18 protein-coding genes are annotated in these 24,640 nt (G+C 70.9%); 9 read left to right on the top strand and 9 right to left on the bottom strand.

What is annotated here, in order from left to right:
• The first annotated feature begins 7 nt into the window (after nucleotides 1-7).
• A complete protein-coding gene (locus tag ACTWJ8_RS39690) occupies nucleotides 8-478 on the top strand; it encodes a DUF3291 domain-containing protein (protein ID WP_443262242.1) in 471 nt (156 codons plus the stop codon).
• A gap of 16 nt (nucleotides 479-494) precedes the next feature.
• Here ACTWJ8_RS39690 and ACTWJ8_RS39685 read toward each other — a convergent pair whose 3' ends face one another.
• Complete coding sequence (locus ACTWJ8_RS39685) at nucleotides 495-1,736, bottom strand: ROK family transcriptional regulator (RefSeq protein ID WP_443262241.1); 1,242 nt, start codon at nucleotides 1,734-1,736, stop codon at nucleotides 495-497.
• Nucleotides 1,737-2,009: 273 nt separating this feature from the next.
• Here ACTWJ8_RS39685 and ACTWJ8_RS39680 point away from each other — a divergent pair, with 273 nt between their 5' ends.
• Genes ACTWJ8_RS39680 through ACTWJ8_RS39660 form a run of 5 tightly spaced genes read left to right on the top strand, consistent with a single transcriptional unit; the run spans nucleotide 2,010 to nucleotide 9,406 of the window.
• Nucleotides 2,010-3,386 (top strand): extracellular solute-binding protein, encoded by a 1,377-nt coding sequence (locus ACTWJ8_RS39680; RefSeq protein WP_443262240.1) that lies wholly within the window; start codon nucleotides 2,010-2,012, stop codon nucleotides 3,384-3,386.
• A complete protein-coding gene (locus ACTWJ8_RS39675) occupies nucleotides 3,383-4,297 on the top strand; it encodes a carbohydrate ABC transporter permease (RefSeq protein ID WP_356385310.1) in 915 nt (304 codons plus the stop codon). The genes ACTWJ8_RS39680 and ACTWJ8_RS39675 overlap by 4 nt, the downstream gene beginning before the upstream one ends.
• A complete protein-coding gene (locus ACTWJ8_RS39670) occupies nucleotides 4,297-5,205 on the top strand; it encodes a carbohydrate ABC transporter permease (protein WP_443262239.1) in 909 nt (302 codons plus the stop codon). Before ACTWJ8_RS39675 ends, ACTWJ8_RS39670 begins: the two co-directional genes overlap by 1 nt.
• A gap of 49 nt (nucleotides 5,206-5,254) precedes the next feature.
• Nucleotides 5,255-8,317, top strand: coding sequence for an alpha-mannosidase (locus ACTWJ8_RS39665; protein WP_443262238.1), 3,063 nt, complete (start codon nucleotides 5,255-5,257; stop codon nucleotides 8,315-8,317).
• Nucleotides 8,318-8,323: 6 nt separating this feature from the next.
• Nucleotides 8,324-9,406 (top strand): glycoside hydrolase family 130 protein, encoded by a 1,083-nt coding sequence (locus ACTWJ8_RS39660; RefSeq protein WP_443262237.1) that lies wholly within the window; start codon nucleotides 8,324-8,326, stop codon nucleotides 9,404-9,406.
• A 15-nt stretch (nucleotides 9,407-9,421) separates the two neighbouring features.
• Here ACTWJ8_RS39660 and ACTWJ8_RS39655 read toward each other — a convergent pair whose 3' ends face one another.
• The 5 genes from ACTWJ8_RS39655 to ACTWJ8_RS39635 form a co-directional block, all read right to left on the bottom strand.
• Complete coding sequence (locus ACTWJ8_RS39655; protein ID WP_356385298.1) at nucleotides 9,422-9,619, bottom strand: hypothetical protein; 198 nt, start codon at nucleotides 9,617-9,619, stop codon at nucleotides 9,422-9,424.
• Between the two features lie 204 nt (nucleotides 9,620-9,823).
• Nucleotides 9,824-11,434, bottom strand: a complete 1,611-nt coding sequence (locus ACTWJ8_RS39650; RefSeq protein ID WP_356385295.1) for an APC family permease — start codon at nucleotides 11,432-11,434, stop codon at nucleotides 9,824-9,826.
• 233 nt (nucleotides 11,435-11,667) lie between these two features.
• Entirely contained in the window at nucleotides 11,668-13,023 is a 1,356-nt protein-coding gene (locus tag ACTWJ8_RS39645; protein ID WP_356385293.1) for a cation:dicarboxylate symporter family transporter, read from the bottom strand.
• Between the two features lie 164 nt (nucleotides 13,024-13,187).
• Nucleotides 13,188-14,081: a TetR/AcrR family transcriptional regulator gene (locus ACTWJ8_RS39640; protein WP_356385290.1), complete on the bottom strand. Its 894-nt coding sequence runs from the start codon at nucleotides 14,079-14,081 to the stop codon at nucleotides 13,188-13,190.
• Between the two features lie 6 nt (nucleotides 14,082-14,087).
• Entirely contained in the window at nucleotides 14,088-15,479 is a 1,392-nt protein-coding gene (locus tag ACTWJ8_RS39635) for a flavin monoamine oxidase family protein (protein ID WP_443262236.1), read from the bottom strand.
• Between the two features lie 145 nt (nucleotides 15,480-15,624).
• Between ACTWJ8_RS39635 and ACTWJ8_RS39630 the strand changes: the two genes are divergently transcribed.
• From ACTWJ8_RS39630 to ACTWJ8_RS39620, 3 genes are read left to right on the top strand one after another with little or no spacing between them, the layout of a single operon-like run.
• Nucleotides 15,625-17,208, top strand: coding sequence for an APC family permease (locus tag ACTWJ8_RS39630; protein ID WP_443262235.1), 1,584 nt, complete (start codon nucleotides 15,625-15,627; stop codon nucleotides 17,206-17,208).
• 39 nt (nucleotides 17,209-17,247) lie between these two features.
• Entirely contained in the window at nucleotides 17,248-18,408 is a 1,161-nt protein-coding gene (locus ACTWJ8_RS39625; RefSeq protein ID WP_443262234.1) for an acyl-CoA dehydrogenase family protein, read from the top strand.
• Complete coding sequence (locus ACTWJ8_RS39620; RefSeq protein WP_443262233.1) at nucleotides 18,405-20,459, top strand: acetate--CoA ligase family protein; 2,055 nt, start codon at nucleotides 18,405-18,407, stop codon at nucleotides 20,457-20,459. The genes ACTWJ8_RS39625 and ACTWJ8_RS39620 overlap by 4 nt, the downstream gene beginning before the upstream one ends.
• Here the strand turns inward: ACTWJ8_RS39620 and ACTWJ8_RS39615 are convergent.
• Genes ACTWJ8_RS39615 through ACTWJ8_RS39605 form a run of 3 tightly spaced genes read right to left on the bottom strand, consistent with a single transcriptional unit; the run spans nucleotide 20,426 to nucleotide 24,605 of the window.
• Nucleotides 20,426-21,889, bottom strand: a complete 1,464-nt coding sequence (locus tag ACTWJ8_RS39615; protein WP_443262232.1) for a purine-cytosine permease family protein — start codon at nucleotides 21,887-21,889, stop codon at nucleotides 20,426-20,428. The two genes, ACTWJ8_RS39620 and ACTWJ8_RS39615, sit on opposite strands and share 34 nt — an antisense overlap.
• 4 nt (nucleotides 21,890-21,893) lie before the next feature.
• A complete protein-coding gene (locus ACTWJ8_RS39610; RefSeq protein ID WP_443262231.1) occupies nucleotides 21,894-23,168 on the bottom strand; it encodes an aminotransferase family protein in 1,275 nt (424 codons plus the stop codon).
• A 24-nt stretch (nucleotides 23,169-23,192) separates the two neighbouring features.
• Nucleotides 23,193-24,605: an amino acid permease gene (locus ACTWJ8_RS39605; RefSeq protein WP_356385269.1), complete on the bottom strand. Its 1,413-nt coding sequence runs from the start codon at nucleotides 24,603-24,605 to the stop codon at nucleotides 23,193-23,195.
• Nucleotides 24,606-24,640: the final 35 nt, after the last annotated feature.

The following is a 24,640-nucleotide window of genomic DNA, read 5'->3' as shown; positions in this document are numbered from 1 at the left end:
TGGGCCCATGACTGGCTTTCACCTGGCGCAGGTCAACATCGGCCGCCTCGTCGCCCCGCTCACCGGACCCGAACTCGCCGACTTCGTCGCCCAGTTGCCCGAGATCAACGCGCTCGCCGACGGCAGCCCCGGATTCGTGTGGCGCATGGTCGACGACGAGGGCGAGGACGCGACGGGCTTCCGGCCCGACGACAGCGACGACATGCTGCTCATCAACTGCTCGGTGTGGGAGTCCGTCGAGGCGCTGAAGAACTTCACGTACCACAGCGACCACCTGCGAGTCCTGAGTCGGCGCAGGGAGTGGTTCCAGCGCATGGCCGAGGCGCATCAGGCCCTGTGGTGGGTGCCGGCGGGGCATCGGCCGAGCATCGCCGAGGCCATGGAGCGGGTGGCGCACATCCGTGCACACGGCTCGGGGCCCGAGGCGTTCACGTTCCGCGATCCGCATCCGGCGCCGACCGTGGCCGCCACCGGCTGACGGGACGTCGGGCGGCTCAGCCGGGCATCTCCGTCAGCATCCGCCAGCCCGGCGCGTAGCGGCCGTGCAGGACGAGGGAGGCCGCGCCCACCGCGCCCGCGGTCTCGCCGATCAGGCTGGGTTCGACGGTGACGCCGCCCAGGGCGCGGACCACGGTCGTCGTGTTGATGGCGGCGTCGATCTCCGCGCCGAGGATCGGTTCGATGCCGACCAGGGCCTCGCCCCCGAGGACGACGCGGCTGACGTCGAGGAGGGCGACCGCGCCGCGGACCGCCTGGCCCATGCGGCGGCCCGCGAGGCGCACCACGTCGAGGGCCGCCGGGTCTTCGGCGCGCGCCGCGCGGCGCAGGAGTTTCCAGTCGGCGCGGACCGTGTCGGCGCTTCCGGTGAGGCCGATGCGGCGGGCGGCCGCCTCGCCGTGGCGGGTGCGGAGGTCCTCGACGAGGGCCGTGGGGTTGCAGTTCGGGCCGAGGCAGCCGTCGCTGCCGCAGTCGCAGCGGCGGCGTCCCGGTTCGGCCTGGGCGTGGCCGATCTCGCCCGCGTTGCCCGAATCGCCGCGCAGGACATGGTTGTTGAGCATGATGCCGGCGCCGATTCCCGCGCCCATGTAGAGGTACAGGAAGCCGTCGGCGCGGTCCTCGCCGCCGATCCAGCGTTCGCCGATGGCCGCGGCGGTGGCGTCGTTGTCCATGGCGACCGGCATCGCGCAGGCGCGGGCGAACAGGTCGACGAGGGGGACGCGGCCCCAGCCGTCGAAGTTGGGCGGGTCGACGACCGCGCCCGCCTCCGCGTCGATGGGTCCGGGTGCGGCGATGCCGAGCCCGAGGAGGCGGCCGCGGTCGATCGCGGCGCGCTCCGGGAGCCGTAGCGCCGCGCGCGCCACCCGCTCGACGACCGCGGCGGGGTCGCTCGACCGGGGCAGGGCGAAGCGGCGGGTGAGGAGGACGGACCCCGCGAGGTCGACGAGGACGATGACGGCGGCGTCCGGGTCGAGGTGCACGCCGAGGGCGTAGGCGCCGTCGGCGCGCGCGGTGAGCAGGGTGCGGCGTTTGCCGCCGCTGGACGGGGCATGGCCCGATTCGGCGATCAGTCCCTCGTCGAGGAGGCGGCGCACGACGTTGGAGACGGTCTGGTTGGTGAGCCCGGTCAGTGGCCCCAACTCGACGCGGCTGACCGGCCCTTTGGTGCGGATGGCGTCCAGGACGACGGCCTGGTTGTAGCCGCCGACCCTGGGCAGGTTGGTGCCGCTGCGCGCCATGCGTTGCCTCCTTCGGGCGGGTCCGTCGCGGTGGAGCGGCCGGCTCGTGCCGGGCGCCGGGGACGGTCGGCGTCGAGATTATGCAGCAGCCGTTGACTTAGTCCATCCATTGGATTTAGGTAATCGCCAACGCATCACGCACGACGCGCACCACTCGCGCACCGTCGGCGACGTCCGCTTCCCCAGCCGTCCGGTGCTCCGCAACACCTCTGGTACCGCCTGCAGTTGTGCGCCCGGGACAGGGCGCCGAGCCGCCACCCCTGGAGGACTCCCTTGCGCAAGAAACTTCTCGCCGCCCTCGCGATCACTGTCGCGACAACGTTGTCCGCCGCGGGTTGCGGCGGTTCCGGATCGGGCGCCGGTGGCGACTCGATCAAGGTCGTGTACTGGCAGCACCTGGATCAGAACGACCACAAACAGCAGAAGTTCCTGGCCTCGATGAAGAAGTCCTTCGAGAAGGCCCACCCGGGCAAGAAGGTGCAGATCGTCCCGGTCACGGCGTCGGAGAACGACTACTACACCAAGATCCAGCTGATGATGCGCTCCCCCTCGACGGCGCCCGATCTCGTCTACGAGGACACCGCGCTCATCAACTCCGACATCGCCAGCGGCTACCTCAAGCCGCTCGACGACTACGTGGCCAAGTGGGCCGACTGGGACAAGTTCGCCAAGCCGGCCAAGTCGGCGGTGTCGTCTCCGAGCGACGGCAAGACGTACGGCGTCCCGGACGACACCGACACCCGCGGCATCTGGTACAACCAGGATCTTTTGAAGAAGGCGGGCATCAAGACGCCCTGGCAGCCGAAGAGCTGGCAGGACCTGCTCGACACCGCGCGCACGCTGAAGAAGAAGCTGCCGGGTGTCGTCCCGATGAACCTCTACACCGGTCAGGCCGGCGGCGAGCAGTCCACCATGCAGGGCTTCGAGATGCTCCTGTACGGGACGCAGGGCGCGGGCGACTCCCTGTACGACGCCAAGAAGAAGAAGTGGATCGTCGGCTCGCAGGGCTTCAAGGACGCCCTGAAGTTCGTGCACACCGTGTACGACGAGGATCTGGGCCTCGACAAGTCGACGGCGCTCGGGCCGAACGCGGGCACCGAGGTGGGCACGAAGCTGCTGCCGAAGGGCAAGCTCGCCATCAACATCGACGGTTCGTGGATGGCCAACAACTGGCTGAAGACCGGCCCGAGTCCGTGGCCCGAGTGGTCGAAGTCGATGAAGTCCGCGGCGATGCCGACGCAGCACGGCCAGGCGCCGGGCAAGGTCAGCATGTCGGGCGGCTGGGCCTGGTCCATCCCGTCGAAGGCGAAGAACCCGGATCTGGCCTGGCAGTTCGTCGAGGCGATCAAGAACAGGGAGAACTCGGTGAAGTGGAACGTCATCGAGTCCACGACCGCCGTGCGCACCGACGTGGCCTCCGACCCCACGTACCTGAACGCGACGCCGACCAACAAGTTCTTCACCGACCTCGTGAAGTACACCCACTTCCGGCCCGCGCTGCCGAAGTACCCGCAGGTCTCCAACGCCATCACGAAGGCCATGGAGTCCGTGACCACCGGACAGCACTCGGTCGCCGACGCCGCCAAGACGTACGACCAGGACGTCGCCACCGCCGTCGGGCCCGACGCGACCGCCAAGGGCACCCGATGAAATCGGCCCTCGCCACCGCCCCCGCCGGGCGCGCGGCCGGCCGCTCCGACGCGGGCCGTTCGCTGCTGCGCGGCATGCCGCTGCTGCCCTCGCTGATCCTGCTGGCCGTGTTCCTGGCCGGGCCGATCCTGTACTGCGTCTACGACGCGTTCACCGACGCCCAGCTGACCGGCGCGGCCGAGACGCACTTCGTCGGCCTGGACAACTTCACGCGGGCGCTCGACGACCCGAACTTCCTCAACGCGCTGTGGCTGACGCTCGTGTTCGTGGTCGGCTCCGCCGTCGTCGGGCAGAACACGCTGGGCCTGGGCCTCGCCGTGCTGGCCGAGAAGGCGACCAGGCCGCTGCGGGCGCTCACCAACGGTGTGGTGATCGCCGCGTGGGTGCTGCCGGAGGTCGTCGCCGGGTATCTGATGTACGCGTTCTTCTACAAGCAGGGCGCCCTCAACGACGTGCTCGGCCTGCTGGGTCTGCCGGCCCAGAACTGGCTCTACACGCTGCCGATCCTCGCGGTGTGTCTCGCCAATGTGTGGCGCGGCACCGCGTTCTCGATGATGGTGTACTCGGCCGCGCTCAACGAGGTGCCGCGCGAGCTGGTGGAGGCCGCCGACATGGACGGCGCCGGTGTGTGGCACAAGCTGTGGCATGTGACGCTGCCGGTGATCCGCCGCTCCATCATGACCAATCTGATGCTGATCACGCTCCAGACGCTGTCCGTGTTCGGCCTCATCTACGCGATGACACGCGGTGGTCCGGGCAACAAGAGCCAGACGCTGCCGGTGTTCATGTACCAGCAGGCGTTCCAGAACAGCATGATCGGCTACGGCACGGCGATCGCGCTGGTGCTGCTCGTCGTGGGCGCGCTGTTCTCCGTCGTGTATCTGAAGCTGCTCAAGGTGGAGGAGGACTGATGGCCACCACCGATCTGCTGCCCGCGGCCGACACCGGCCGCGCCGACGGCGGCGCCCGGCCCACGGCCACGACCGGTACGGGGCGTCGCAGGATCCGGCCCGGGCGCGTCGCCGTGAACGGCGTCCTGCTGGTGGTCAGCGTGCTGTTCGTGCTGCCGCTGGTGTGGATGGTGTTCGCGTCGCTGAGCAGTACGGCGAGCTTCGAGCTGAGCCTGCCGGCGCCGCCGACCCTCGACAACTTCCACGCGATCATGAACGCGGAGACGACGTACCGGCCACTGCTCAACGGTCTGCTGCTGTGCGGCGGCGCGACGCTGTTGTGCGTGGTGGCGTCGATCCTCGCGGCGTATCCGCTCTCGCGCTACCGGTCCCGGCTGCGCCGCCCGTTCCTCTACACGGTGCTGTTCACGACCGGTCTGCCCATCACGGCCGTGATGATCCCCGTGTACAGCATGTTCGTGCAGGTCGAGCTGATCGACTCGATGGTCGCGACGACGCTGTTCCTGGCGGCGTCGGCGCTGCCGATCGGGATCTGGCTGATGAAGAACTTCATGGACGGTGTGCCGATCGTCCTGGAGGAGGCGGCGCGGATCGACGGCGCGAACGCCATGCAGTCGCTCGGCCGTGTGGTGCTGCCGTTGATGTGGCCGGGTGTCACCGTCGTCACCGTGTTCACGTTCATCAGCATGTGGGGCAACTTCTTCGTGCCGTTCGTGCTGCTGCTGTCACCGGAGAAGCTGCCGGCGTCGGTGAGCGTGTTCACGTTCCTCAGCGCCCACGACCAGACGCAGTACGGGCAGCTGGCCGCGTTCTCCCTCGTGTACACGCTGCCCGTGGTGATGCTGTATCTGCTGCTGACCCGCAAGCTCGGCGGCGGGTTCGCCCTGGGCGGGGCCCTCAAGGGCTGAGCCCCGCCCGCTCGTTGTACGACCGTTCAGGTTCTTCGAAAGGTGTTCTGTGCACTCCGACCGCGACATCGTCCAGCACCGTCTCCGGCGCGTCCTCGACGAACGCATCCGGCCCGCCGTCCACGCCACCTCCGTGCCCATGGAGATCGGGATCTGGCCGGTGCCGGGCGAGCCCGTGCCGGTGGCCGAGGGGCTCGCCGCCGACTACCGGCCCATCGAGGTGGGCACACCCTGGGGTCCCGCGTGGACGACGAACTGGTTCAAGGTCACCGGCCGGGTCCCCGAGGAGTGGGCGGGGCGCCGCGTGGAGGCCGTCGTCGACCTCGGGTTCTCGACGAACGAGCCCGGGTTCTCCGCCGAGGGCCTCGCGTACCGGCCCGACGGCACGGCCGTGAAGGCGCTCAACCCGCGCAACATCTGGCTGCCGGTGGCCGAACGGGCCGTCGGCGGCGAGGAGTTCACGTGCTACGTCGAGGCGGCGGCGAATCCGCTCGTGATGCACTCGGGGCCCGAGGACCGCAGCTTCGCGATCACACCGCTCGGCGGGCGCGCCCCGTGGCTCGACGAGGAGGGTGCCACGAACGGCGAGCCCATCTACCGGCTGCGCCGCGTGGACCTGGCCGTATTCGACACCGACGTGTACGAGCTTGTGCACGACATGGAGGTGCTCGACCAGCTGATGCGGGAGCTGCCCGAGCAGTCGCCGCGCCGCTGGCAGCTCCTGCGGGCGCTGTCGTCGGCGCTCGACGCGGTGGACCTCCAGGACATCAGTGGCACGGCGGCCGCCGCGCGCGAGGTGCTCGCCCCGGCGCTCGCCTCGTCGGCGGCGGACGGCGAGCACCGTATCTCGGCGATCGGTCACGCGCACATCGACACGGCGTGGCTGTGGCCGCTGCGGGAGACCGTGCGGAAGGTGGCCCGTACGGTCTCGAATGTCACCCAACTGATGGACGAGCACCCGGAGTTCCGGTTCGTGATGTCCCAGGCGCAGCAGTTGGCCTGGCTGAAGGAGCACCGTCCGGAGGTGTACGAGCGGGCGCAGGAGAAGGCGAAGACGGGGCAGTTCGTGCCGACGGGCAGCCTGTGGGTGGAGCCGGACACGAACATCACCGGGGGTGAGGCGCTGGCCCGGCAGTTCATCCACGGCAAGCGGTTCTATCTCGACGAGTTCGGTGTCGAGACGGAGGACATGTGGCTGCCGGACACGTTCGGGTACAACGCGGCGATGCCGCAGCTGATGAAGCTGGCGGGGGTGCGCTGGTTCCTGACGCAGAAGATCTCGTGGAACACGACGAACAAGTTCCCGCACCACACGTTCTGGTGGGAGGGCATCGACGGTACGCGGATCTTCAGTCACTTCCCACCGGTCGACACGTACAACAGTGATCTGTCGGGCGCCGAGGTCGCGCACAGTGTGCGGAACTTCCAGGACAAGGGGGCGGCGAACCGTTCGCTGGCGCCGTTCGGGTACGGGGACGGTGGTGGCGGACCCACCAGGGAGATGCTGGCGCGGGCGGCGCGGCTCGCGGATCTGGAGGGGTCGGCGCGGGTCGAGATCGAGAGGCCGGGCGACTTCTTCGCGAAGGCCCTGGAGGAGTATCCGGACGCTCCGGTGTGGGTGGGTGAGCTGTATCTGGAGTTCCACCGGGGCACGCTGACCAGCCAGATCGCGACGAAGCAGGGCAACAGGCGCAGTGAGCACCTGCTGCGGGAGGCCGAGCTGTGGGCGGCGACGGCGGCGCTGCGGACGGGTGCGGAGTACCCGTACGAGGCGTTGGACCGGTTGTGGAAGACGGTGCTGCTGCACCAGTTCCACGACATTCTGCCGGGGACGTCGATCGCGTGGGTGCACCGGGAGGCGGAGGAGACGTACCGTCAGGTGGCCGCTGAACTGGGCGAGTTGATCGGCGCGGCGCAGTCGGCGCTCGCGGGCCCCGACCCGCAGGACGGTTCGCGGGTGGTGTTCAACGCGGCGCCGCACGCGCGGTCGGGCGCCGCCGGGCTCGGCGCGGTGGTGCGGCGGGACGACGATGTGGCGTCGGTGGAGCCGCGGCCGGTGGACGGCGGGTTCGTGCTGGACAACGGCCTGGTGCGGATCGTGATCGACGGGCGTGGCCTGGTCACGTCGGCGTACGACATCGAGGGCGAGCGGGAGGCGCTGCCGCCGGGCGCCGTGGCGAATCTGCTCCAGCTGCACCAGGACTTCCCGAACCAGTGGGATGCGTGGGACCTCGACGCGTTCTACCGGAACACGGTCACGGATCTGACGGACGCGGAGTCGGTGTCGGCGGTGGACGGCGGGGTGCGGGTCGTGCGGGCCTTCGGCGACTCGCGGATCGAGCAGACGCTGGCGCTCGCCCCGGGGTCCCGGCGGCTGGACGTGGCGACGGTCCTGGACTGGCACGAGACGGAGAAGCTGCTGAAGGTGGCGTTCCCGCTGGACGTGCGGGCGGGGCATTCGACGGCGCAGGTGCCGTTCGGGCACGTCGAGCGTCCCACGCACACCAACACGAGCTGGGACGCGGCGAAGTTCGAGGTGTGCGCGCACCGGTTCCTGCACGTCGGGGAGCGTGACTGGGGTGCGGCGCTCGTGAACGACTCGACGTACGGGCACGATGTGACGCGGGACGTGCGGGTGGACGGGGGCACGACCACCACGGTGCGGCTCTCGCTCGCCCGTGCGCCGCGGTTCCCCGACCCGGACACCGACCAGGGGACGCATCGGATGCGGTACGCGCTGCTGATCGGCGCGGAGGTCGCGGACGCGGTCCGTGAGGGTTACCACCTGAACCTTCCGGAGCGGGCGGTGCCCGGTTCGGCGGAGGTGGCTCCGCTGGTCTCCGTCGACAATCCGGCGGTGGTGGTCGAGGCGGTGAAGCTGGCCGACGACCGCTCGGGCGATGTCGTGGTGCGCCTGTACGAGGCGCAGGGGGCCCGCGCGACGGCGCTCCTGTCCCCCGGTTTCGAGCTGGCGTCGGCGACGGCCACGGATCTCCTGGAGCGGCCGCGCGCGGCGGACGAGCCGGCGTGCGAGCGCACGGAGGACGGGGTGCGGCTGCGGCTGCGGCCGTTCCAGATCCTGACCCTGCGGCTCGCACCGGTGAGGGGCTGATGCGCGATGGAGCGCAGTGAGGGTACGGCGCGTGGGCGCCGCGATCTGCTGAAGGTGTCGGCGACGGCGGTCGGCGCGGCGTTCGCCGGGTCGCTCGCCTCGGCGGGACCGGCCGCGGCGGAACAGGCCGCGTCGTCCTCGGAGCGGTTTCCGCGCGGGGCGGCGACGTTCCCCATGGGGCCGTTCACGAAGAGCGACGCGAATCCGATCCTGCGGCCGGAGCCGGCGCACGACTGGGAGTCGGCGTATCTCTACAACCCGTGCGCCGTCGTGGTGGGCGGCCGCATCGCGCTGCTGTACCGGGCGCAGAACGTGCGGAAGACGTCCAGCATCGGGCTCGCCTGGAGCGACGACGGCATCACCTTCCGGCGGCGCGCCGAGCCCGTCCTGTCCCCCAGCGAGCCGTACGAACTGCCGGGCGGCTGCGAGGATCCACGGGTGGTGCACATCGGTGACACCTTCTACCTGACGTACACCGGGTACGACGGGACGAGCGCGCTGCTGTGCCTGGCGACGTCGAAGGATCTCGTGCACTGGACGAAGCACGGCCCGCTCTTCCCCGAGCTGCACGACCCGATCCATGGTGACAAGCCGTGGAACAAGGCGGGTGCCATCCTCGCCACGCCGGTCGACGGCACGTACTGGATGTACTTCGGCGAGTCCAATGTGTTCTGGGCGCGGTCGAAGGACCTCGTCCACTGGGAGACGGTCGGCAACGAGGATCCGGTGGCGCGACCCGTGCACCCGTGGGAGGGCTCACTGATCGAGCCGGGGCCACCGCCGCTGCGCACCGACGACGGACACATCCTGCTCGTGTACAACGCCCGCTCGGACGGCAAGGGCGGCTACACCAAGGGCCAGTACTCGACCGGGCAGCTCCTGATCGACCCGGCCGATCCGACGAAGGCGGTGGCTCGACTGGAGCGGCCGTTCCTGGTGCCGACGTCGGCGGACGAGCAGGACGGCCAGGTCAACCATGTGGTGTTCACCGAGGGGTTGGTGCACTTCCGCGACGCGTGGTTCCTGTACTACGGCATGGCCGACTCGGTGCTCGGTGTCGCGGTGTGGCGGCCTGCCCGCGAGGGCTGAGTGTGTCGCGCCCTGTCAGGCCGCTTCGCGGTCGGTGTCTCTGGTGGCGGCCGGTTCCCGGGTGTTCCGGTCGTCGCCAGGGACGAGCCGGAGGTGGCGCGCGCTGAGGTGTCCGGAGTGGCGGGCGAGCGGGCCCATGCGGTCCTCTATACGGTCCATACCGAGCAGGAGCAGTCCCATGGCCGGCAGGAGCAAAAGAGCCACGATCAGCATCGGTGGCTTCCTTTCCTCGACTTCTCACTTGTCGCCTGCCCCCTGCATCCACCCCTATGGCCGTGATGATGTGATGATTCCGTAACGCTGCGGATTGCCGCTGATATCGCTATCTGGGCGATTTTCAGTCCGGGGTGCATACGGGTGACGGCCCGCCCGGGTCACCGGGCGGGCCGTCGTCGCGTGTGTGCGGTGTGCGGCGGGTCAGTGGGTGGCGCCGAGTTCCTCCTGTTCGAGGCGGGACTCCTCGCGGGCCTCCTCGATGTGTTCCAGGACGCGTTCGCGCGGCAGTCCGACGCGCAGGGCCAGGACGTAGACGACCGCGGTGAGGACGAGGTTGGCGACGAAGCCCCAGCCGAGGCCGATCCAGCCGAGGCCGCCGTCGTAGTCGCCGATCCAGCTGATGACGACGAGGCCGACCAGCCAGGGCATGACCCAGCTCGCGCCCGCCTTCCAGTCGAGCTTCGGGGCGTTGCCCTTGTCGAGGGCCTGGAGGACGGCGAGGAGGACGAAGCCGATGCCGATGGTGGCGAACAGCTTGTAGTTGGTGTTCCAGCCCGCCCAGTACACGATGAGGTTCGCGGAGTAGAGGCCGAGGAACGGGATGATGTCTCCGCCGGGGATCCGGTAGGGGCGTTCGTGTTCGGGGATCTGGCGGCGCATCACGGCGAGCACGAGGGGTCCCGAGCCGAAGGACAGCACCGTCGCCGAGGTGATGAACCCGACGAGCTCCTGCCAGCTCGGGAAGGGCAGGAAGACGATGAGTCCGAGGACGAAGGTCACGGCGAGGCTGACGAGGGGCGCGCCCTTCGGGGTGGTCTTGGCGAGGCCCTGCGGCGCGTTGCGGTTGCGGGCCATCGCGTAGGAGATGCGGGCCGTGACGGTGGTGTAGATGAGGCCGGTGTCGGCCGGGGAGATCACGGCGTCGACGTAGAGGATGTAGGCGAGCCAGCCGAGGCCGATGGCGCTGGAGATGGCGGCGAGCGGGCCGAAGTCGTTGGCGAAGGCCAGGTTGATCCAGCCGTGCGAGTGCTGGAGGTCGCTCTCGGGTACCGCGCCGAGGAAGGCGACTTCGAGGAGTACGTAGATGAGGCCGGTGAGCAGGACCGAACCGATGACGGCGAACGGGACGTTGCGCCGCGGATTGTCGGTCTCGCCCGCGAGTTCCACACCCTGCCGGAATCCGAGGAAGGAGAAGGTGATGCCGGCCGTGGAGATGGCGGTGAAGATGCCCTTGGCGCCGCCTGGCGCGAATCCGCCGTATTCCGCGGCGCCGAGGTTGTGCCCGTGGAAGGCGGTCACGAAGAACGCGACGATGACCAGGGCGATGGCCAGGAGTTTCCACCACACGAGGACGTTGTTGACGCGGGCGAACCAGCGGATTCCGTAGTAGTTGAGCGCCACGAAGAATGCCATGGCGACGACCGCGACGGCATAGCCGAGCGAGGTCAGCGTGTAGGCGCCGTTGGCTTTGTGGAAATCGGTGAAGTGCGCCCACTTGGTGGCGTATTGAAGGGCGCCCTCGACCTCGATGGGGGCCACCGTCGCGGCGGCGATCCAGGTGATCCAGCCCATGGTGTAGCTGGCGAAGGAGCCGAAGGAGAGGTGCGGGAAGCGCACCACTCCCCCGGACACAGGGAACATCGTGCCCAGTTCGGCGAAGCACAGCCCGATGAGGAGAATCATCACGGCGGCTATCGCCCAGGAGAATATCGAGGCGGGTCCGGCGATCTTGGCGGCGTTCAATGCGCCGAAGAGCCAGCCGGACCCGATGATGGATCCCACGCCCGCGAACAGCAGGCTGATGCGACCCATGTCTCTGCGTAGCGCTGTGCGTTGCTCCGAGGACTTCCCCGAAGACTCAGTAAGGGTGGCCATCACCACATCCGTCCCTGATCCGCGGCCCACTCTTTCGAGGTCGCTCGCTTGATCTGCTACTGGGCGGCCGTCTGCCCTGACACCCGAGATCCATGCAGGATGAATCTTGTTTTGCCAAGTATTGGTCTCGACACGGCAGTTGATTGGTGTGGTGATGGCCTCGCGTCGACTCAGTCGTCCTTGGTGAGGGACACGGGAGCAGCATCCTGCTGGGAGGTGGCCGGTGCGGATCCGGGCTCCTCGCCGTTCATGACACGCTTCGCGGTGACCCGGTCCAGGGCCCCCTCCCAGCGCGACACCGCGAACACCGCGACGCAGTTGCCGAGGAGGTTCGTGGCGACGCGCATCGAGTCCATGATGCGGTCGACACCGAGCAGCAGGGCGACCGCGGCGGCGGGGATGACACCGAGCGCGGACGCCGTCGCGGACAGCGCGAGGAACGCCGAACCCGGCACGCCCGCCATGCCCTTGCTGGTGAGCATGAGGACGAGGACGACGGTGACCTGCTGGCCGAGGCTGAGGTCCACGCCGACGGCTTGGGCGATGAAGAGGGTGCCGATGGACAGGTAGATGGAGGCGCCGTCGAGGTTGAACGAGTAGCCGGTCGGCAGGACGAGGCCGACGGCGTCGTCGCGGCAGCCCGCCGCGCGCAGCTTCTGCATCATGCGCGGCATCACGGTCTCGCTGGAGCCGGTGCCGAGGGCGAGCAGCAGTTCCTCGCGGGTGTAGCGGACGAACTTCCAGAGGCTGAGCCCGGTGACGACCTTGAGGGCGACGGCGAGCAGCAGCAGGAAGAGCAGGGCGACGCCGTAGCAGACGGCGATGAGCTTGCCGTACGTCGACATGGCACCCACACCGTACTCGCCGACGAGGTGGGCGGTGGCTCCGAAGACCGCGAGCGGGGCGAGCTTCATGATGTAGCCGACGATGGTGAACACGACGTCCTGGGCCTGCTCGATGAACGGCAGGATCTGCGGCACCTTGCGCTGGCCGAGGTGGAGCAGCGCGGCGCCCACGAGGCAGGCGAGGACGAGGACCTGGAGCAGGGAGTTCTCCGCGAAGGCGCCCACGGCGCTGTCGGGCAGGGACTCCAGGATGAACTGGGCGGTGGACGGCAGGTGTCCGCCGCCGGTCCGCTCGTCGACCGCGCTCTTGTCGAGGCTGGCGGGGTCGACGTTCATGCCGGCGCCGGGCGCGAGGATGTTCCCGGCGAGCAGGCCGACGATCAGGGCGACGGTGGTGGCGGCCTCGAACCAGATGAGGGCCTTCACGCCGATGCGGCCGAACGCCTTGAGGTCGCCGGCCTTGGTGATGCCCGCGACGACGACGCAGAACACCAGCGGGGCGATCATGGACTTGATGAGGCGGACGAAGCCGTCGCCGAGGGGTTGCAGGGCCGATCCGGCCTCGGGCCACAGGCGTCCGACGAGGACGCCGATGAAGAGGGCGAGCAGCACTTGGGCGAAGAGGCTCGTGCGCAGGAGACGGCCTGCGCGGCGAGCGATGTTTCCGGTGGCGTGCGCCATGGGGCACTCCTACATGGGCGGATATTCTGCATTGCGGAAGATCAATTCCGCGCCGCCTCACTATCGTTGACGCCCCCGCACGGCGGAAGCCCCCGGATCGACCCGTCTGAGATCTTGGAGATTACTCCCGAACCCACGTGCGATCTACGCGGGTGGCGCCGCGGTCACCTGGAGGCGCGTGGGCCGATCTCGCGCAGGGTGATGTGCGGTTCGAAGGCGTCGAGGAGCAGTTCCCGCATCCGTGCCGCGTCCATGTCGCCGGTCCCGGCGAGGACCTGGATGGCGAGGCCGTCGACGAGGCCCGTGAAGCGGCTGGCCAGGGCCTGGGCGTCGACACCGGTGGCCAGGCCCTCGCGCTGGCAGGCGCGCACCAGGTCGAGGACGATGTCGCGCCAGCGGGTGTAGACGCCGCGCTGGCCGTCGCGCAGGCTCGGGTCGAGGATCGCCTCGTTCCAGGACTGCACCCACACCGACCACTCGTCCATGTCCTCGTCGGTGGTGGTCAGTTGCACCTCGATGAGGCGGCGCAGCTTCTCCAGGGTGCTGTCGGCGGTCGCGAACTCGGCGTCGAGGCGGGCGTGGAAGCGGTCGGCGTAGAAGACGAGGGCGGCGCGCAGGGCGTCGTCCTTCGTCGGGAAGTGGTAGTGCACGGTGCCGGTGCTGGTGCCGCAGGCCTCGGCGATGTCGGCGACGCGCACCTTGTGGAAGCCGCGCCGTGCGATGAGCCGGGCCGTGGCCTCGAGGATCTGGGTGCGGCGCAGTTCCGCGTCGACGGCGTCGGCGCGCCTGCGGGCGCCCTGCGTGCCGTTCGCGCCGCCGCGGGGCGTGGGCGGTCGGCCGACGCCGGTGCGCAGATAGCGCTGGGACACCTTGCCGACCTGGGCGATGGCGGCGATCTCCGCGTCGCGCAGGCGGCGGTTGCCGCGCAGCGCCTTGGAGAGGGCGGTGGGGTCCATGCCGACGCGGTCGGCGAACTCCCGCTGGCTGATGGGTGCGGAGAGGACCACCAGGCGCGCCCGCTCGGCGAGCGTCTCCCCGGCCTCGCTGTCGGGCCCCATGCTGCTTCAGCCTTCCGCCTGCGCCGAGAGTGCCGTGACCACCTCGTCGGCCGCCCGCGTCCCGGAGGAGAGGGCGCCGTCGATGTAGCCGTTCCACACACTAGCCGTCTCGGTGCCGGCCCAGTGCAGGGTGCCGCAGGATGTGCGCCAGCCGACGCGCGCGTAGCCGGTCCAGCCGCCGGGTGTCACGTACGCCTCGTAGCCGCCGCGCGCGTGCGGGTCCCGCGACCAGTTCTTCTCGGTCCAGTCCAGGGGGTGGAGGGCGCGGTCGCCGACGACGGAGGCGAGGCTCGCGAGGGTGCTCGCGCGGCGGGCGGTGGCGTCGAGACGGCTCCAGGCGGTGAGCCGGTCGCCGTAGACGAAGCCGACGAGGACGCCGCGCGTGGCGTCGGCGGGCGAGTTGTCGAAGACGACGCCGATCGGCCCGTCGTCGTAGAGGGTGGCGATGCCGGAGAGGCCCGTGTCGCGCCAGAACGGGGTGTCGTACACGGCGTGCACCTTGGCGACGCGGCCCATGGGTGAGTGGGCGAGCCAGCCCTCCCTGCTGACCGGCAGGTTCGGTGTGAAGGTGAGGGCGCGCACGGCGGGTGGCGGCAGGGCGACGATCGCCCTGCGGGCCTCGTACACGGTGTCGGCGGTGTGGACGCGGACGCCGTCGGTGCCGTGCTCGACGGTGCGGGCTGCGGCGCCGAGGCGGATCCGGTCGCCGAGCAGCCGGGCGACGGCGCGGGCGGGTCCTGCGGCGCCGGTCACGAAGCGGCTGTCCTGGGCGCACCCCCCGGTCTCCATGAGCTGCTCCCAGCCGCCGGCCGCCGCGACGTAGAAGAGGACGTGGAACAGCGAGATCTCGTACGGCTCCGCGCACCACACGCCCTGCACGGCGAGCGCGAGGCGACGCAGGGCGTCGGGGTCGTCGGTGTGCGCGCGGAAGAAGGACTGGGCGGTCTGGGCGTCCCACTCCTCGAAGCGGGGTGTGTGCCACGGCGCGGTGGTGTCGACGGTGCGGGCGAGCGCGTCGAGGGTGTCGGTGATGCGTGTGTACGCCGTGATGCCGGGGCCTTCCTCGGGCGCCGCCCCGAGGTAGGGGACGGCGGTTCCGTCGTGCCACACCTCGATGTGCTTTCCGGTCTCCCAGGTGGGGAAGGTGGCGCAGCCGAAGCGGGCGGCGAGGGTGCCGAGGCGGGTCTGGGTGGGTCCGATCCACTGGCCGCCGTGGTCGAGGCGCAGGCCGTCGCGCGTCTCGGTGAGGACCCGGCCGCCGACCCGGTCGGCGGCTTCGAGGAGCGCGAAGTCGACACCGTGGTCGTGGAGTTGGAGGGCCGCGGCGAGGCCCGCGTAGCCGCCGCCGACGATGACGACCTCGGTCTCGACGAGGTTCATTTCGGTCTGTTCCCACATGACGGCAGAGCATGTCGCAAGACTGATCACTCAGTCAATCGTTGCGATGGATGTGTCCGCGGACCCTTGACAGCGCTCCTGCCACGCGCATCATTGAGCCTCGCGTCAATCTTGCGATCCGCCTACCCCGGACGGGGGTTCGACCGTGTCAGATCTTCCGCGCACCACCACCGCCGAGCGTTCCGGCGGACCGCCTCCCGCGCCGGGGCTGCGCGCCGACGCGCTCGGCATGACGACGTGCCTGATCCTGTCGGTGGCGTCGGCGGCTCCCGCGTACAGCCTTGCGGCGACGCTGGCGTTCATCGTGGCCTTCGTCGGTTTCCAGGCGCCCTCGATCGTGGTCCTCGCCTTCGTGCCCATCCTGTTCGTGTCGTTCGGCTATGCGGCGCTCAACCGCAAGGAACCGGACTGCGGCACCATCTTCACCTGGGCGTCCCGGGTGCTCGGTCCCCGCGTCGGATTCATGGGCGGCTGGGCCATCATCACGTCGTTCGTGCTGGTGCTCGCCAGCCTGGCGCAGGTCGCCGGCCAGTACGTGTTCATCCTGTGCGGCGCCGAGGGCATCGGCGCGGACCCGTCGAGTCCGTGGGTGCTCCTCGTCGGGCTCGGCTGGATCGGTCTGATGAGCGCCGTGTGCTATCGCGGCATCGAGGTGGCGGCGGCCGTGCAACGCGCGCTGCTGTTCCTGGAGTTCGGGATGCTGGCCGTCCTGTCGGTGGTGGCGCTCGTGCGGGTGTACGCGGGGCATGCCGGCCCTGGCGCACACCGGCCCGAGTGGTCGTGGCTGAACCCCTTCGAGATCCCCTCGCCGAGCGCGTTCGTCAGCGGTCTGGTGCTGATGCTGTTCATCTACTGGGGGTGGGAGACGGCGCTGACCGTCAACGAGGAGACCACCGACCGGCACCGCACGCCGGGCCGGGCCGCCGCCTGGTCGACGCTGACCCTGCTCGGCCTGTACCTGGTGGCGACCGTCGCGACCCTGGCGTTCGCCGGCATCGGCACGACGGGCATCGGCCTCGGCAACCCCGACAACTTCGGCGACGTGTTCTCGGCGGTCGGCCGGGCCGTGTTCGGCGACAGCGGCATCGGCTCGGTCCTGTGGCACCTGCTCGTCCTGATGGTGCTGTCGTCGGCGGCGGCGTCGACGGAGACGACCGTGCTGACGCTCGGGCGGACCATGCTGGCCATGGGGCGGCGCGGGGCGGCCCCGCGGGTGTTCGCGAAGGTGCATCCGCGGTACGCGATCCCGCAGTTCGGCACCGTCGCGACCGGCGTGGCGGGAGCGGTCTGCTACATCGTCATGAACTTCCTCAGCGACGGCCAGGTCATCGGCGACGCGGTGTCGTCGTGCGGCTTGATGATCGCGTTCTACTACGGGCTCACGGGCCTGACGTCGGCGTGGGCACACCGGGGCGAGTGGCGGCGCGGCGCCGCCGATCTGTGGCTGCGGGTGGTGCTGCCCGCGACCGGGGGGCTGGTGCTGCTCGCGGCGGGCGTCTGGAGCCTGCGCAACGACTGGGACCCGGCCAACAGCTACACGTCGTGGATGCTGCCGTTCGCCCCGCACTGGCACATCGGCGGCGTGTTCCTCATCGGCGTCGGCACCCTGCTGACGGGGTGGCTGCTGATGCTCGGCTACGCGCGCGTGGCCCCGGACTTCTTCGACCGCACGGCCGCACGGGGCGAGCGGGCACCGGCCGCTCCCCCGCACGAGACCGTCCCGCACTGACACCTTCCCCAGCCCGCCCTCCGACAGAGGAGCCCCCTCATGCCCCTCCCCGACGCCTGGGAACTGACCGCGGAACAGCGGGAGTTCGTCCGGCTCGCCCGGGACTTCGCCGCCACCGAGATCCGGCCGCGGGCACGCGCGGTCGACGACGCGGGCACCGAGTCACCGCTCGACCTGTGGAAGCGGGCCGCGGCGACCGGACTCACCGACTTCATGATCCCCGCCGAGCACGGCGGCGGGGGTGTCACCGATCTGACGACGCAGGCGCTGGTGCAGGAGGAGCTGTGCCACGGCGACATCGGCATCGGCAACCTGCTCACCTCCAACGGCTTCTTCGCCGCCCCGGTCCTCGCCCTCGGCACCGACGAGCAGAAGGAGCGCTGGCTGCGCCCGCTGACCGGCCCCGAGCCGCCGCTGACGGCGCTCGCGGTGACGGAGCCCGACCACGGCTCGGACGCCGCCGGCATCCGCACGCGCGCGCTGCGCGACGGGGACCATTACGTGCTCACCGGGCAGAAGACCTGGATCTCCAACGCCCCGTACGCGCGCCGGTTCGTGGTGTTCGCGACGGTCGATCCCGGCTCGCGCTCGCGCGGTGTCACGGCGTTCGTCGTCGACCGGGACACACCGGGTCTTTCGGTGGGTCCGCCGCTGCGCAAAATGGGGCAGCGGGCCATCGTCAACGCCGAGGTGTTCCTCGACGATGTACGTGTCCCGGCCGGTGACCGGCTCGGTGCCGAGGGGCAGGGCTTCGCCGGGCTCATGCGGACCTTCGACGCCTCGCGGATCCTGATCGGCGCCTCCTGTGCCGGACTGTGCCGGGCGGCGCTCGACCTGGCGGCTGCGTACGCGCGTGAACGGGTGCAGTTCGGGGTGCCGATCATCGAGCACCAGGCGGTCGCGTTCCGGCTCGCCGACATGGCGACCCGCGCCGACACCGCGCACCTGCTGACCCAGCGCGCGGCCCGGCTGCACGACCGGGGCCTGAGGGTGACGGCGGAGGCGGCGACGGCGAAGCTCGTCGGCTCGGAGAACGCCATGTTCGCCACATGGGCCGCCGTGCAGACGCTGGGCGGCGCCGGGTACTCCCAGGAGTTCCTCGCCGAGAAGTGGCTGCGGGACGCGAAGCTGGAGGAGATCGAGGAAGGCACGTCCGACATCCAGCGCCTCGTCATCTCGCGTGCGCTCGCCGCGTCATGACGGCCCTCGACGTGTTCCGCGCCCCGCGGTCCGTGGCCGTGGTCGGCGCCACCGACAACACCGCCAAGTGGGGTCACTGGCTGGCGCGCGGCGCACTGTCCGGGCGGCACCGGCGCCGGGTGCACTTCGTCAACGCGCGCGCCACGACCGTGCTCGGGCGGCCGAGCCACCCCTCGCTCGAGACGCTCCCCGAGGTGCCCGACCTGGTCGCCTTCGCGGTCCCGGCGGCGTCGCTCACGCCCGGCGTCGAAGCGGCGGTGGCGCTCGGGGTGCCGGGGCTGCTCGCGGTGACGTCGGGCGTGCGCGATCCGGCCGCGCTGACCCGTGCCGTGCGGGCGGGCGGTTCGCGGCTCGTCGGCCCGAACTGTCTGGGCCTGTACGACGCGCCGGGCGAACTGGAGCTGGCCTGGGGGCGGTTCACCGCGGGGCCGCTCGCCGTGGTGTCGCAGAGCGGGCAGGTCGGCCTGGAGATCGCGCAGCTGGCCGCCGCGGGCGGCGTGGGGGTGTCCCGATTCGTGTCCGTGGGCAGCCAGCTCGACGTCGGCGCGGCGGAGGTCCTCGCCGATCTCGTCGACCATGACACCACCCGCGCCGTCGCCCTCTACCTGGAGAGCTACGGCGACGGTGCGGCGCTCCTCGACGCGCTCGCCGCGCTGCGGGACGCGGGCAAACCGGTGTTGCTGCTCACGGTCGGCGCCAGCACGGCGGCCCGCGAGGCGGCGCGTTCGCACACCGGCGCCCTGACCTCGGCCCTCGACGTGGTGGACGCGGCGTGCCGGGCCGTCGGCGCGGTCCGTGTCGACACTCCGGCCCAACTCGCCGACGCCGCCCGGCTGGTGCTGCGTACGGCGCCGGTGCGCGGGCGGCGCGTGGCGATCGTCGCGGACAGCGGAGGGCAGGGGGCGGTGGCGGCGGACACCGCGGCGCGGCTCGGCCTGGAGGTCTCCGCGCTGCCGCCGCGTGTACGGGAGCGCCTGGCGGACCGGCTGCCGTCGGGGGCGTGTGTCGCCAATCCGGTCGATCTGGACGGGGCGGGTGAGCGGGACCTCTCGACGTACGCCGCCGTGCCGGGGTGTCTCGCGGATCCGGAGGTCGCGGACGCGGTCGTGCTCAGCGGCTATTTCGGGAGCTACGGGCGTGACATTCCGGCGCAGCAGGAGACGGAGTCCGCGGTGGCGCGGGCGCTGGGGCGGCTCGCGGCGGAGCGGGAGATGCCGGTCGTGGTGCATTCGATGGCCGAACACACGGCTACGACACGGGAGTTGCGGGCGGCGGGCGTGCCGACGTTCACCGATGTCGAGGCGGCGCTACGGGCGGTGGCGACGGCGCATCGGCTCAGCGGGGAGCCGCTGGGCCGGGGGCGTCCGGTGGCACCGGTCGGCGGTGCCGTGCCGGTGGGTGACGGGTACGGGGCGGCGCGGCGGCTGCTCGGCGCCGCGGGGGTGGTGTTTCCGCGGGCGGTGGAGGTGCCGCCGGGCACCGCGGACCCGGTCTCCGTCGCGGCCGGGCTGTCGGCGCCCGTCGTGCTCAAGGCCGACTGGCTCGCGCACAAGACGGAGCACGCCGCGGTGGCCACGGGGCTGTGGGATCCGGGCGCGCTGCGCGCCGCGTACGAGGACATGGTGGCGCGGCTCGGCCCGCACCGCTTCGTGGTCGAGGAGATGGACCGGCGCCCGGACGTCGTCGAGGTGCTCGTCGCCGCGCGCCGCGACCCGTCGTTCGGTCCCGTGGTGGTGGTCGGGGCGGGCGGCGTCCGGGCGGAACTGGCGCAGGACATCGCCCTCGAGCTGGCCCCCTGCTCCCGCGCGACCGCCCGCGCGATGCTGCGGCGGCTGCGCGCGGCCCCGCTGCTGCACGGCTGGCGGGGCCGCCGCCCGGTCGACGTGTCGGCCCTGGTGGATGTCGTCGTCGCGGTGTCGGAGCTGATCGCCGGCCGGGCGGACGTCGCGGAGGTCGAGCTCAATCCGGTGCGGGTGGCGCCGGACGGGGCGCTCGCGGTGGACGCGCTCGTGACCGGCTACGCCGGGACCGACGTGCGCGGCGGGTCCTGAGGCGTCGTGTCCGCCGGGTAGATCATGCGGTCGGGGACGCGGTGCGGTTCGCGGCGGGCCAGCAACCAGTACAGGAGTCCGGGCAGCGTCAGGCCCACGATCCACGAGATGTCGGCGCCGCCGAGCGGCGCCACGAACGGCCCGGTGAACAGGCCGGTCGTCATGAACGGCAGTTGGACCAGCAGTCCCACTCCGTACGACACCAGGGCGGGCGTGCGCCACGAGCCGTAGCGTCCGTCGGGGTCGCTGAGGGCCGGGATGTCGTAGCGCTCCTTCGCGACGAGGTAGTAGTCGGCGAGGTTCACCGCGCTCCACGGCGTGAAGAACGCCAGGACGACCAGAAGGAAGGTGGAGAACGTGTTCAGGAAGTCGCCGCGGCCCGCGAGCGCGAGCACGGCGCCCACCACGATGATCGCGGCGATGTAGCCGACCCGGCCGCGCGGCGAGAGCCGGTACGGCACGGCGCCGCGCCGGCGCATCCCGGTCACGCTCGTCACCGTCGACATGAAGGCCCCGTACGTGTTGAGGACGGTGACGGTCAGTTTGCCGAGCGCGATGACGAAGTAGAGGACGGCCGCGAGCAGGCCCGCGCCGCCGAGTGACACCACGTACGTCACCTCGTGTCCGACGAACGCCTCCCCCGCCGCGGCCGCGGCCAGCGCCCCGAAGGCCATCGACCACTGGGCGCCGAGCGCGGTTCCCGCCAGCGTCCAGCCGAACGTGGCGCGCGCCGACGTGCAGCGTGGCAGATAGCGCGAGTAGTCGGCGACGTACGGGCCGAACGACAGTTGCCAGGACGCCGACAGGGACACCGCGAGGAGGAAAGCGGGCAGGGCGAAGCCGCGGTCCGCGAGGACCGCTCCCATGTCGTCGTGCTGGAGGAGGCGGGCGCCGAGGTACACGAAGGCGACACCGCACACCACGCCGGCGATGCGGCCGAGGGCGTGGATCAGGCGGTAGCCGACGGCGGCGGCGACCGCGGTGACCGCCGTGAAGATCAGAATGCCCGCGACGGGGCCGAGGTGGGTGAGTTCGCCGACGGCCTCGCCCGCGAGGACGGTGCCGCTCGCCGTGCAGCCGATGAACATGAAGACCGCGAGGACTAGGGGCACGACCGCGCCGCGCACGCCGAACTGGGCGCGCGAGGAGATCATCTGCGGGAGTCCGAGGCGCGGCCCCTGCGCGGAGTGCAGGGCCATGACCGAGCCGCCGAGGAGGTTCCCGACGAGCAGTCCGATCACCGCCCAGAACGCGGTGGCGCCGAGGACGACGGCGAGCGCCCCGGTGACGACGGCGGTGATCTGCAGGTTCGCGCCCACCCACAGGGTGAACTGGCTGAACGCGGTGCCGTGCCGTTCCGCGTCCGGTACGACGTCGATGGAGCGGGCCTCGACGAGGCCGACGGTGCGCTGCTCGTCCGGTGTCGGCATCGCGTCACCGGCCTTCGTGTGCGGCGAGCACGGCGCCGATGGCGGCGACGAGGCCGCGCAGTTCGTCGTCGGTGGTGATGAACGGCGGGCTGATCTGCACGGTGTTGCCGCGCAGCGGGCGGGTCACGAAGCCGTGCTCGACGAGGTCGTCGGTGACGGCCTCCGCGCTGATGTCGTCGACGAGCGAGACACCGGCGAGCAGTCCCGCGACGCGGGTCTCGGCGACGGACGCGCGTGCGTCCAGGGCGCGCAGTTCCTCCGTGAGGAGCTGTTCGAGCTCGGCGACGCGCGGCACGAGTTTCTCCTCGTCGAGGAGGTCGAGGTTGCGCAGGGCGACCGCGCAGGCGGTGGCGTGCCCGGAGTAGGTGGTGCCGTGCCGGAAGACGGGGGTGCCGTCGGCGTCGCGGTAGAACGGCTGCCAGATGTGCGGGGCGACGAGGACGCCGCCGAGCGGGGCGTAGCCGGAGGTGACGCCCTTGGCGAAGGTGATCAGGTCGGGCGCGAGTCCGTAGCGTTCGGTGGCGAACATGTGGCCCGTGCGCCCGAATCCGGTGATGACCTCGTCGGCGACGAGCAGGATGTCGTGCTCCCGGCAGATGCGCTGCAGTCCTTCGAGGTAGCCGGGTGCGGGCGGGATGACACCGCCGGTGCCCTGCACGGGTTCGGCGACGATGGCCGCGATGCGCTCGGGGCCGATCGCCTGGACGGTGCGGGCGACGGCGTCGATGTCGTCGGTGGAGACGCGCGCGGTCTCCGGGACGAGGGAGTCGGTGCCGTAGCCTGCGCGGTTGAAGTCGAGGCCCGCGATGCTCGTGCCGTAGGCGTGCAGGCCGTGGTAGGCGAACTCGCGGCTGAGGACCATGGTCTTGCCGGTGCGTCCCGCCAGCTGCCAGTGTCTGCGGGCCAGTTTGCAGGCGACGTCGATGGCGTCGCTGCCGCCGCTGTTGAGGATGACCTTGGGGTCGTCGATGGGCGACAGGGCGGCGAGGCGTTCGCCGAGGGCGACGGCGCGGTCGTTCAGGTAGCGGCCGAAGACGTGGTAGGTCTCCAGGCGCCGCATCTGCTGGTGGGCGGCGTCGGCGAGTTCGGGACGGGAGTGCCCGACGTTGGCGTGCCAGAGCCCCGCGGTGCCGTCGAAGAGGCGGCGGCCGTCGGTGGTGTGCAGATAGCTGCCCTCGGCGCGCTCGACGGTGAGCTGGCGGCCGAGGACGGACGGCAGATGGGCCTGGGCACTCCACAGGGCGGGGCCGGTCAGGACGGGCGGGTTCTCCTGGGCCATGGTGTGCTCCGTAAGCGGTGGGAGTCAGCGGGTGGTGTGTCGGCGCCGGGCGCGGACGACGGCGTAGGTGGCGAGGATCGCGGCCAGGCTGAGCACGCTCAGGTACAGCTGGGAGCGGGCGTCGGGGACGAGCAGCATGGAGCTGAGGACGACGAGGATGGCTGCGAGGGTGGCCCAGCTGAGGTACGGGTAGCACCACATGCGCAGCTTGAGCCGGTCCGGGGCGTCGCGTTCGAGCTGTCGCCGCATGCGCAGTTGGGAGCCGGCGATGATCGCGTAGACGAACAGCCCGACGGCGCCCGCCGAGTTGATGATGAAGTTGAAGATGGTGTCGGGTGCGACATAGCTCATGGCGACGGCGACGTACCCGACGGAGGTGCAGGCCAGGATCGCCTTCCAGGGAGTGCCGCTGCGGCTGCGGTCGGCGACCCAGCGGGGTGCCCACTTGTTGCGCTGGAGCGCGAACAGCATGCGGGAGGCCGTGTAGAGGCCCGAGTTGAGGACCGACAGGACGGAGGTGAGGACCACGACGTTGATGACGGTGGTCGCGGCGGGTACGCCCATCTTGCCGAAGGCGGCGGCGTACGGGCTGGTCTCGGTCGGGATCGCGTGCCACGGCGTGATCATCACGAGGAGTGTCACGGAGCCGACGTAGAAGATGATGACGCGCCACACCGTCGAGGAGGTGGCCTTGACGACGGACTTCACGGGGTCGGCGGACTCGGCGGCGGCGATGGTGACGATCTCGGTGCCGACGTAGGAGAAGATGACGAGGACGACGCCGTGCAGGATGGCGGACAGGCCGTTGGGGGCGAAGCCGTCGAGGGCGACGTTTGCGACCGACAGGTGGGCGCCGGGCCACAGGCCGAGCGCGAAGAGGGTGCCCGCGACGAGGAACACGACGATGGTGACGACCTTGATGGAGGCGAGCCAGAACTCGGTCTCGCCGAAGGACCGTGTGGACACCAGGTTCGTCGCGGTGAGCAGGGTCATCAGGACGAGTGAGAACACCCATTGCGGTACGCCGGGTATCCACAGCATCAACAGCTTGGCGCCCGCGACGCCCTCGAAGGCGACGACGCCGACCCAGAAGTACCAGTACAGCCAGCCGATGGTGTAGCCGGCCCAGCCGCCGAGCGAGGTGCGGGCGTACTCCATGAACGAGCCGAGGGTCGGCGAGGCGGTCGCCATCTCGCCGAGCATCCGCATGACGAGGATGACCAGGAGGCCGCCGAGCGCGTACGACAGGATGCTCGCCGGGCCGACGGTGTGGATGACGGCGCCGCTGCCGACGAAGAGGCTGGCGCCGACGATGCCGCCGAGGGCGATCATCCGGACGTGCCGCTGTCTGAGGGTGCGGGGCGCGTCGGAGGGGGACTGCTCCGGGGCGCTCGGGTCGGCCGCTCCGACGCGGTCGTTCTCGCGTGTGGTCCGCACTGTTGAGGGCCCTCCTGCCACATCGGTTCGGTGGG

The sequence above is a fragment of the Streptomyces sp. SDT5-1 genome (genome assembly GCF_052245995.1).
Taxonomy (GTDB): domain Bacteria; phylum Actinomycetota; class Actinomycetes; order Streptomycetales; family Streptomycetaceae; genus Streptomyces.
Note: the sequence above shows the minus strand (reverse complement) of the source record. Positions and strands in the feature narration are given on the sequence as shown.

What these genes read in the sequence shown, in the direction of transcription:
- ACTWJ8_RS39690 (WP_443262242.1), top strand. Translation starts at nt 8, where the DNA reads ATGACTGGCTTTCACCTGGCGCAGGTCAACATCGGCCGCCTCGTCGCC.
- ACTWJ8_RS39685 (WP_443262241.1), bottom strand. Translation starts at nt 1,736, where the DNA reads ATGGCGCGCAGCGGCACCAACCTGCCCAGGGTCGGCGGCTACAACCAG.
- ACTWJ8_RS39675 (WP_356385310.1), top strand. Translation starts at nt 3,383, where the DNA reads ATGAAATCGGCCCTCGCCACCGCCCCCGCCGGGCGCGCGGCCGGCCGC.
- ACTWJ8_RS39670 (WP_443262239.1), top strand. Translation starts at nt 4,297, where the DNA reads ATGGCCACCACCGATCTGCTGCCCGCGGCCGACACCGGCCGCGCCGAC.
- ACTWJ8_RS39660 (WP_443262237.1), top strand. Translation starts at nt 8,324, where the DNA reads ATGGAGCGCAGTGAGGGTACGGCGCGTGGGCGCCGCGATCTGCTGAAG.
- ACTWJ8_RS39655 (WP_356385298.1), bottom strand. Translation starts at nt 9,619, where the DNA reads ATGCTGATCGTGGCTCTTTTGCTCCTGCCGGCCATGGGACTGCTCCTG.
- ACTWJ8_RS39650 (WP_356385295.1), bottom strand. Translation starts at nt 11,434, where the DNA reads ATGGGTCGCATCAGCCTGCTGTTCGCGGGCGTGGGATCCATCATCGGG.
- ACTWJ8_RS39645 (WP_356385293.1), bottom strand. Translation starts at nt 13,023, where the DNA reads ATGGCGCACGCCACCGGAAACATCGCTCGCCGCGCAGGCCGTCTCCTG.
- ACTWJ8_RS39640 (WP_356385290.1), bottom strand. Translation starts at nt 14,081, where the DNA reads ATGGGGCCCGACAGCGAGGCCGGGGAGACGCTCGCCGAGCGGGCGCGC.
- ACTWJ8_RS39635 (WP_443262236.1), bottom strand. Translation starts at nt 15,479, where the DNA reads ATGTGGGAACAGACCGAAATGAACCTCGTCGAGACCGAGGTCGTCATC.
- ACTWJ8_RS39625 (WP_443262234.1), top strand. Translation starts at nt 17,248, where the DNA reads ATGCCCCTCCCCGACGCCTGGGAACTGACCGCGGAACAGCGGGAGTTC.
- ACTWJ8_RS39620 (WP_443262233.1), top strand. Translation starts at nt 18,405, where the DNA reads ATGACGGCCCTCGACGTGTTCCGCGCCCCGCGGTCCGTGGCCGTGGTC.
- ACTWJ8_RS39615 (WP_443262232.1), bottom strand. Translation starts at nt 21,889, where the DNA reads ATGCCGACACCGGACGAGCAGCGCACCGTCGGCCTCGTCGAGGCCCGC.
- ACTWJ8_RS39610 (WP_443262231.1), bottom strand. Translation starts at nt 23,168, where the DNA reads ATGGCCCAGGAGAACCCGCCCGTCCTGACCGGCCCCGCCCTGTGGAGT.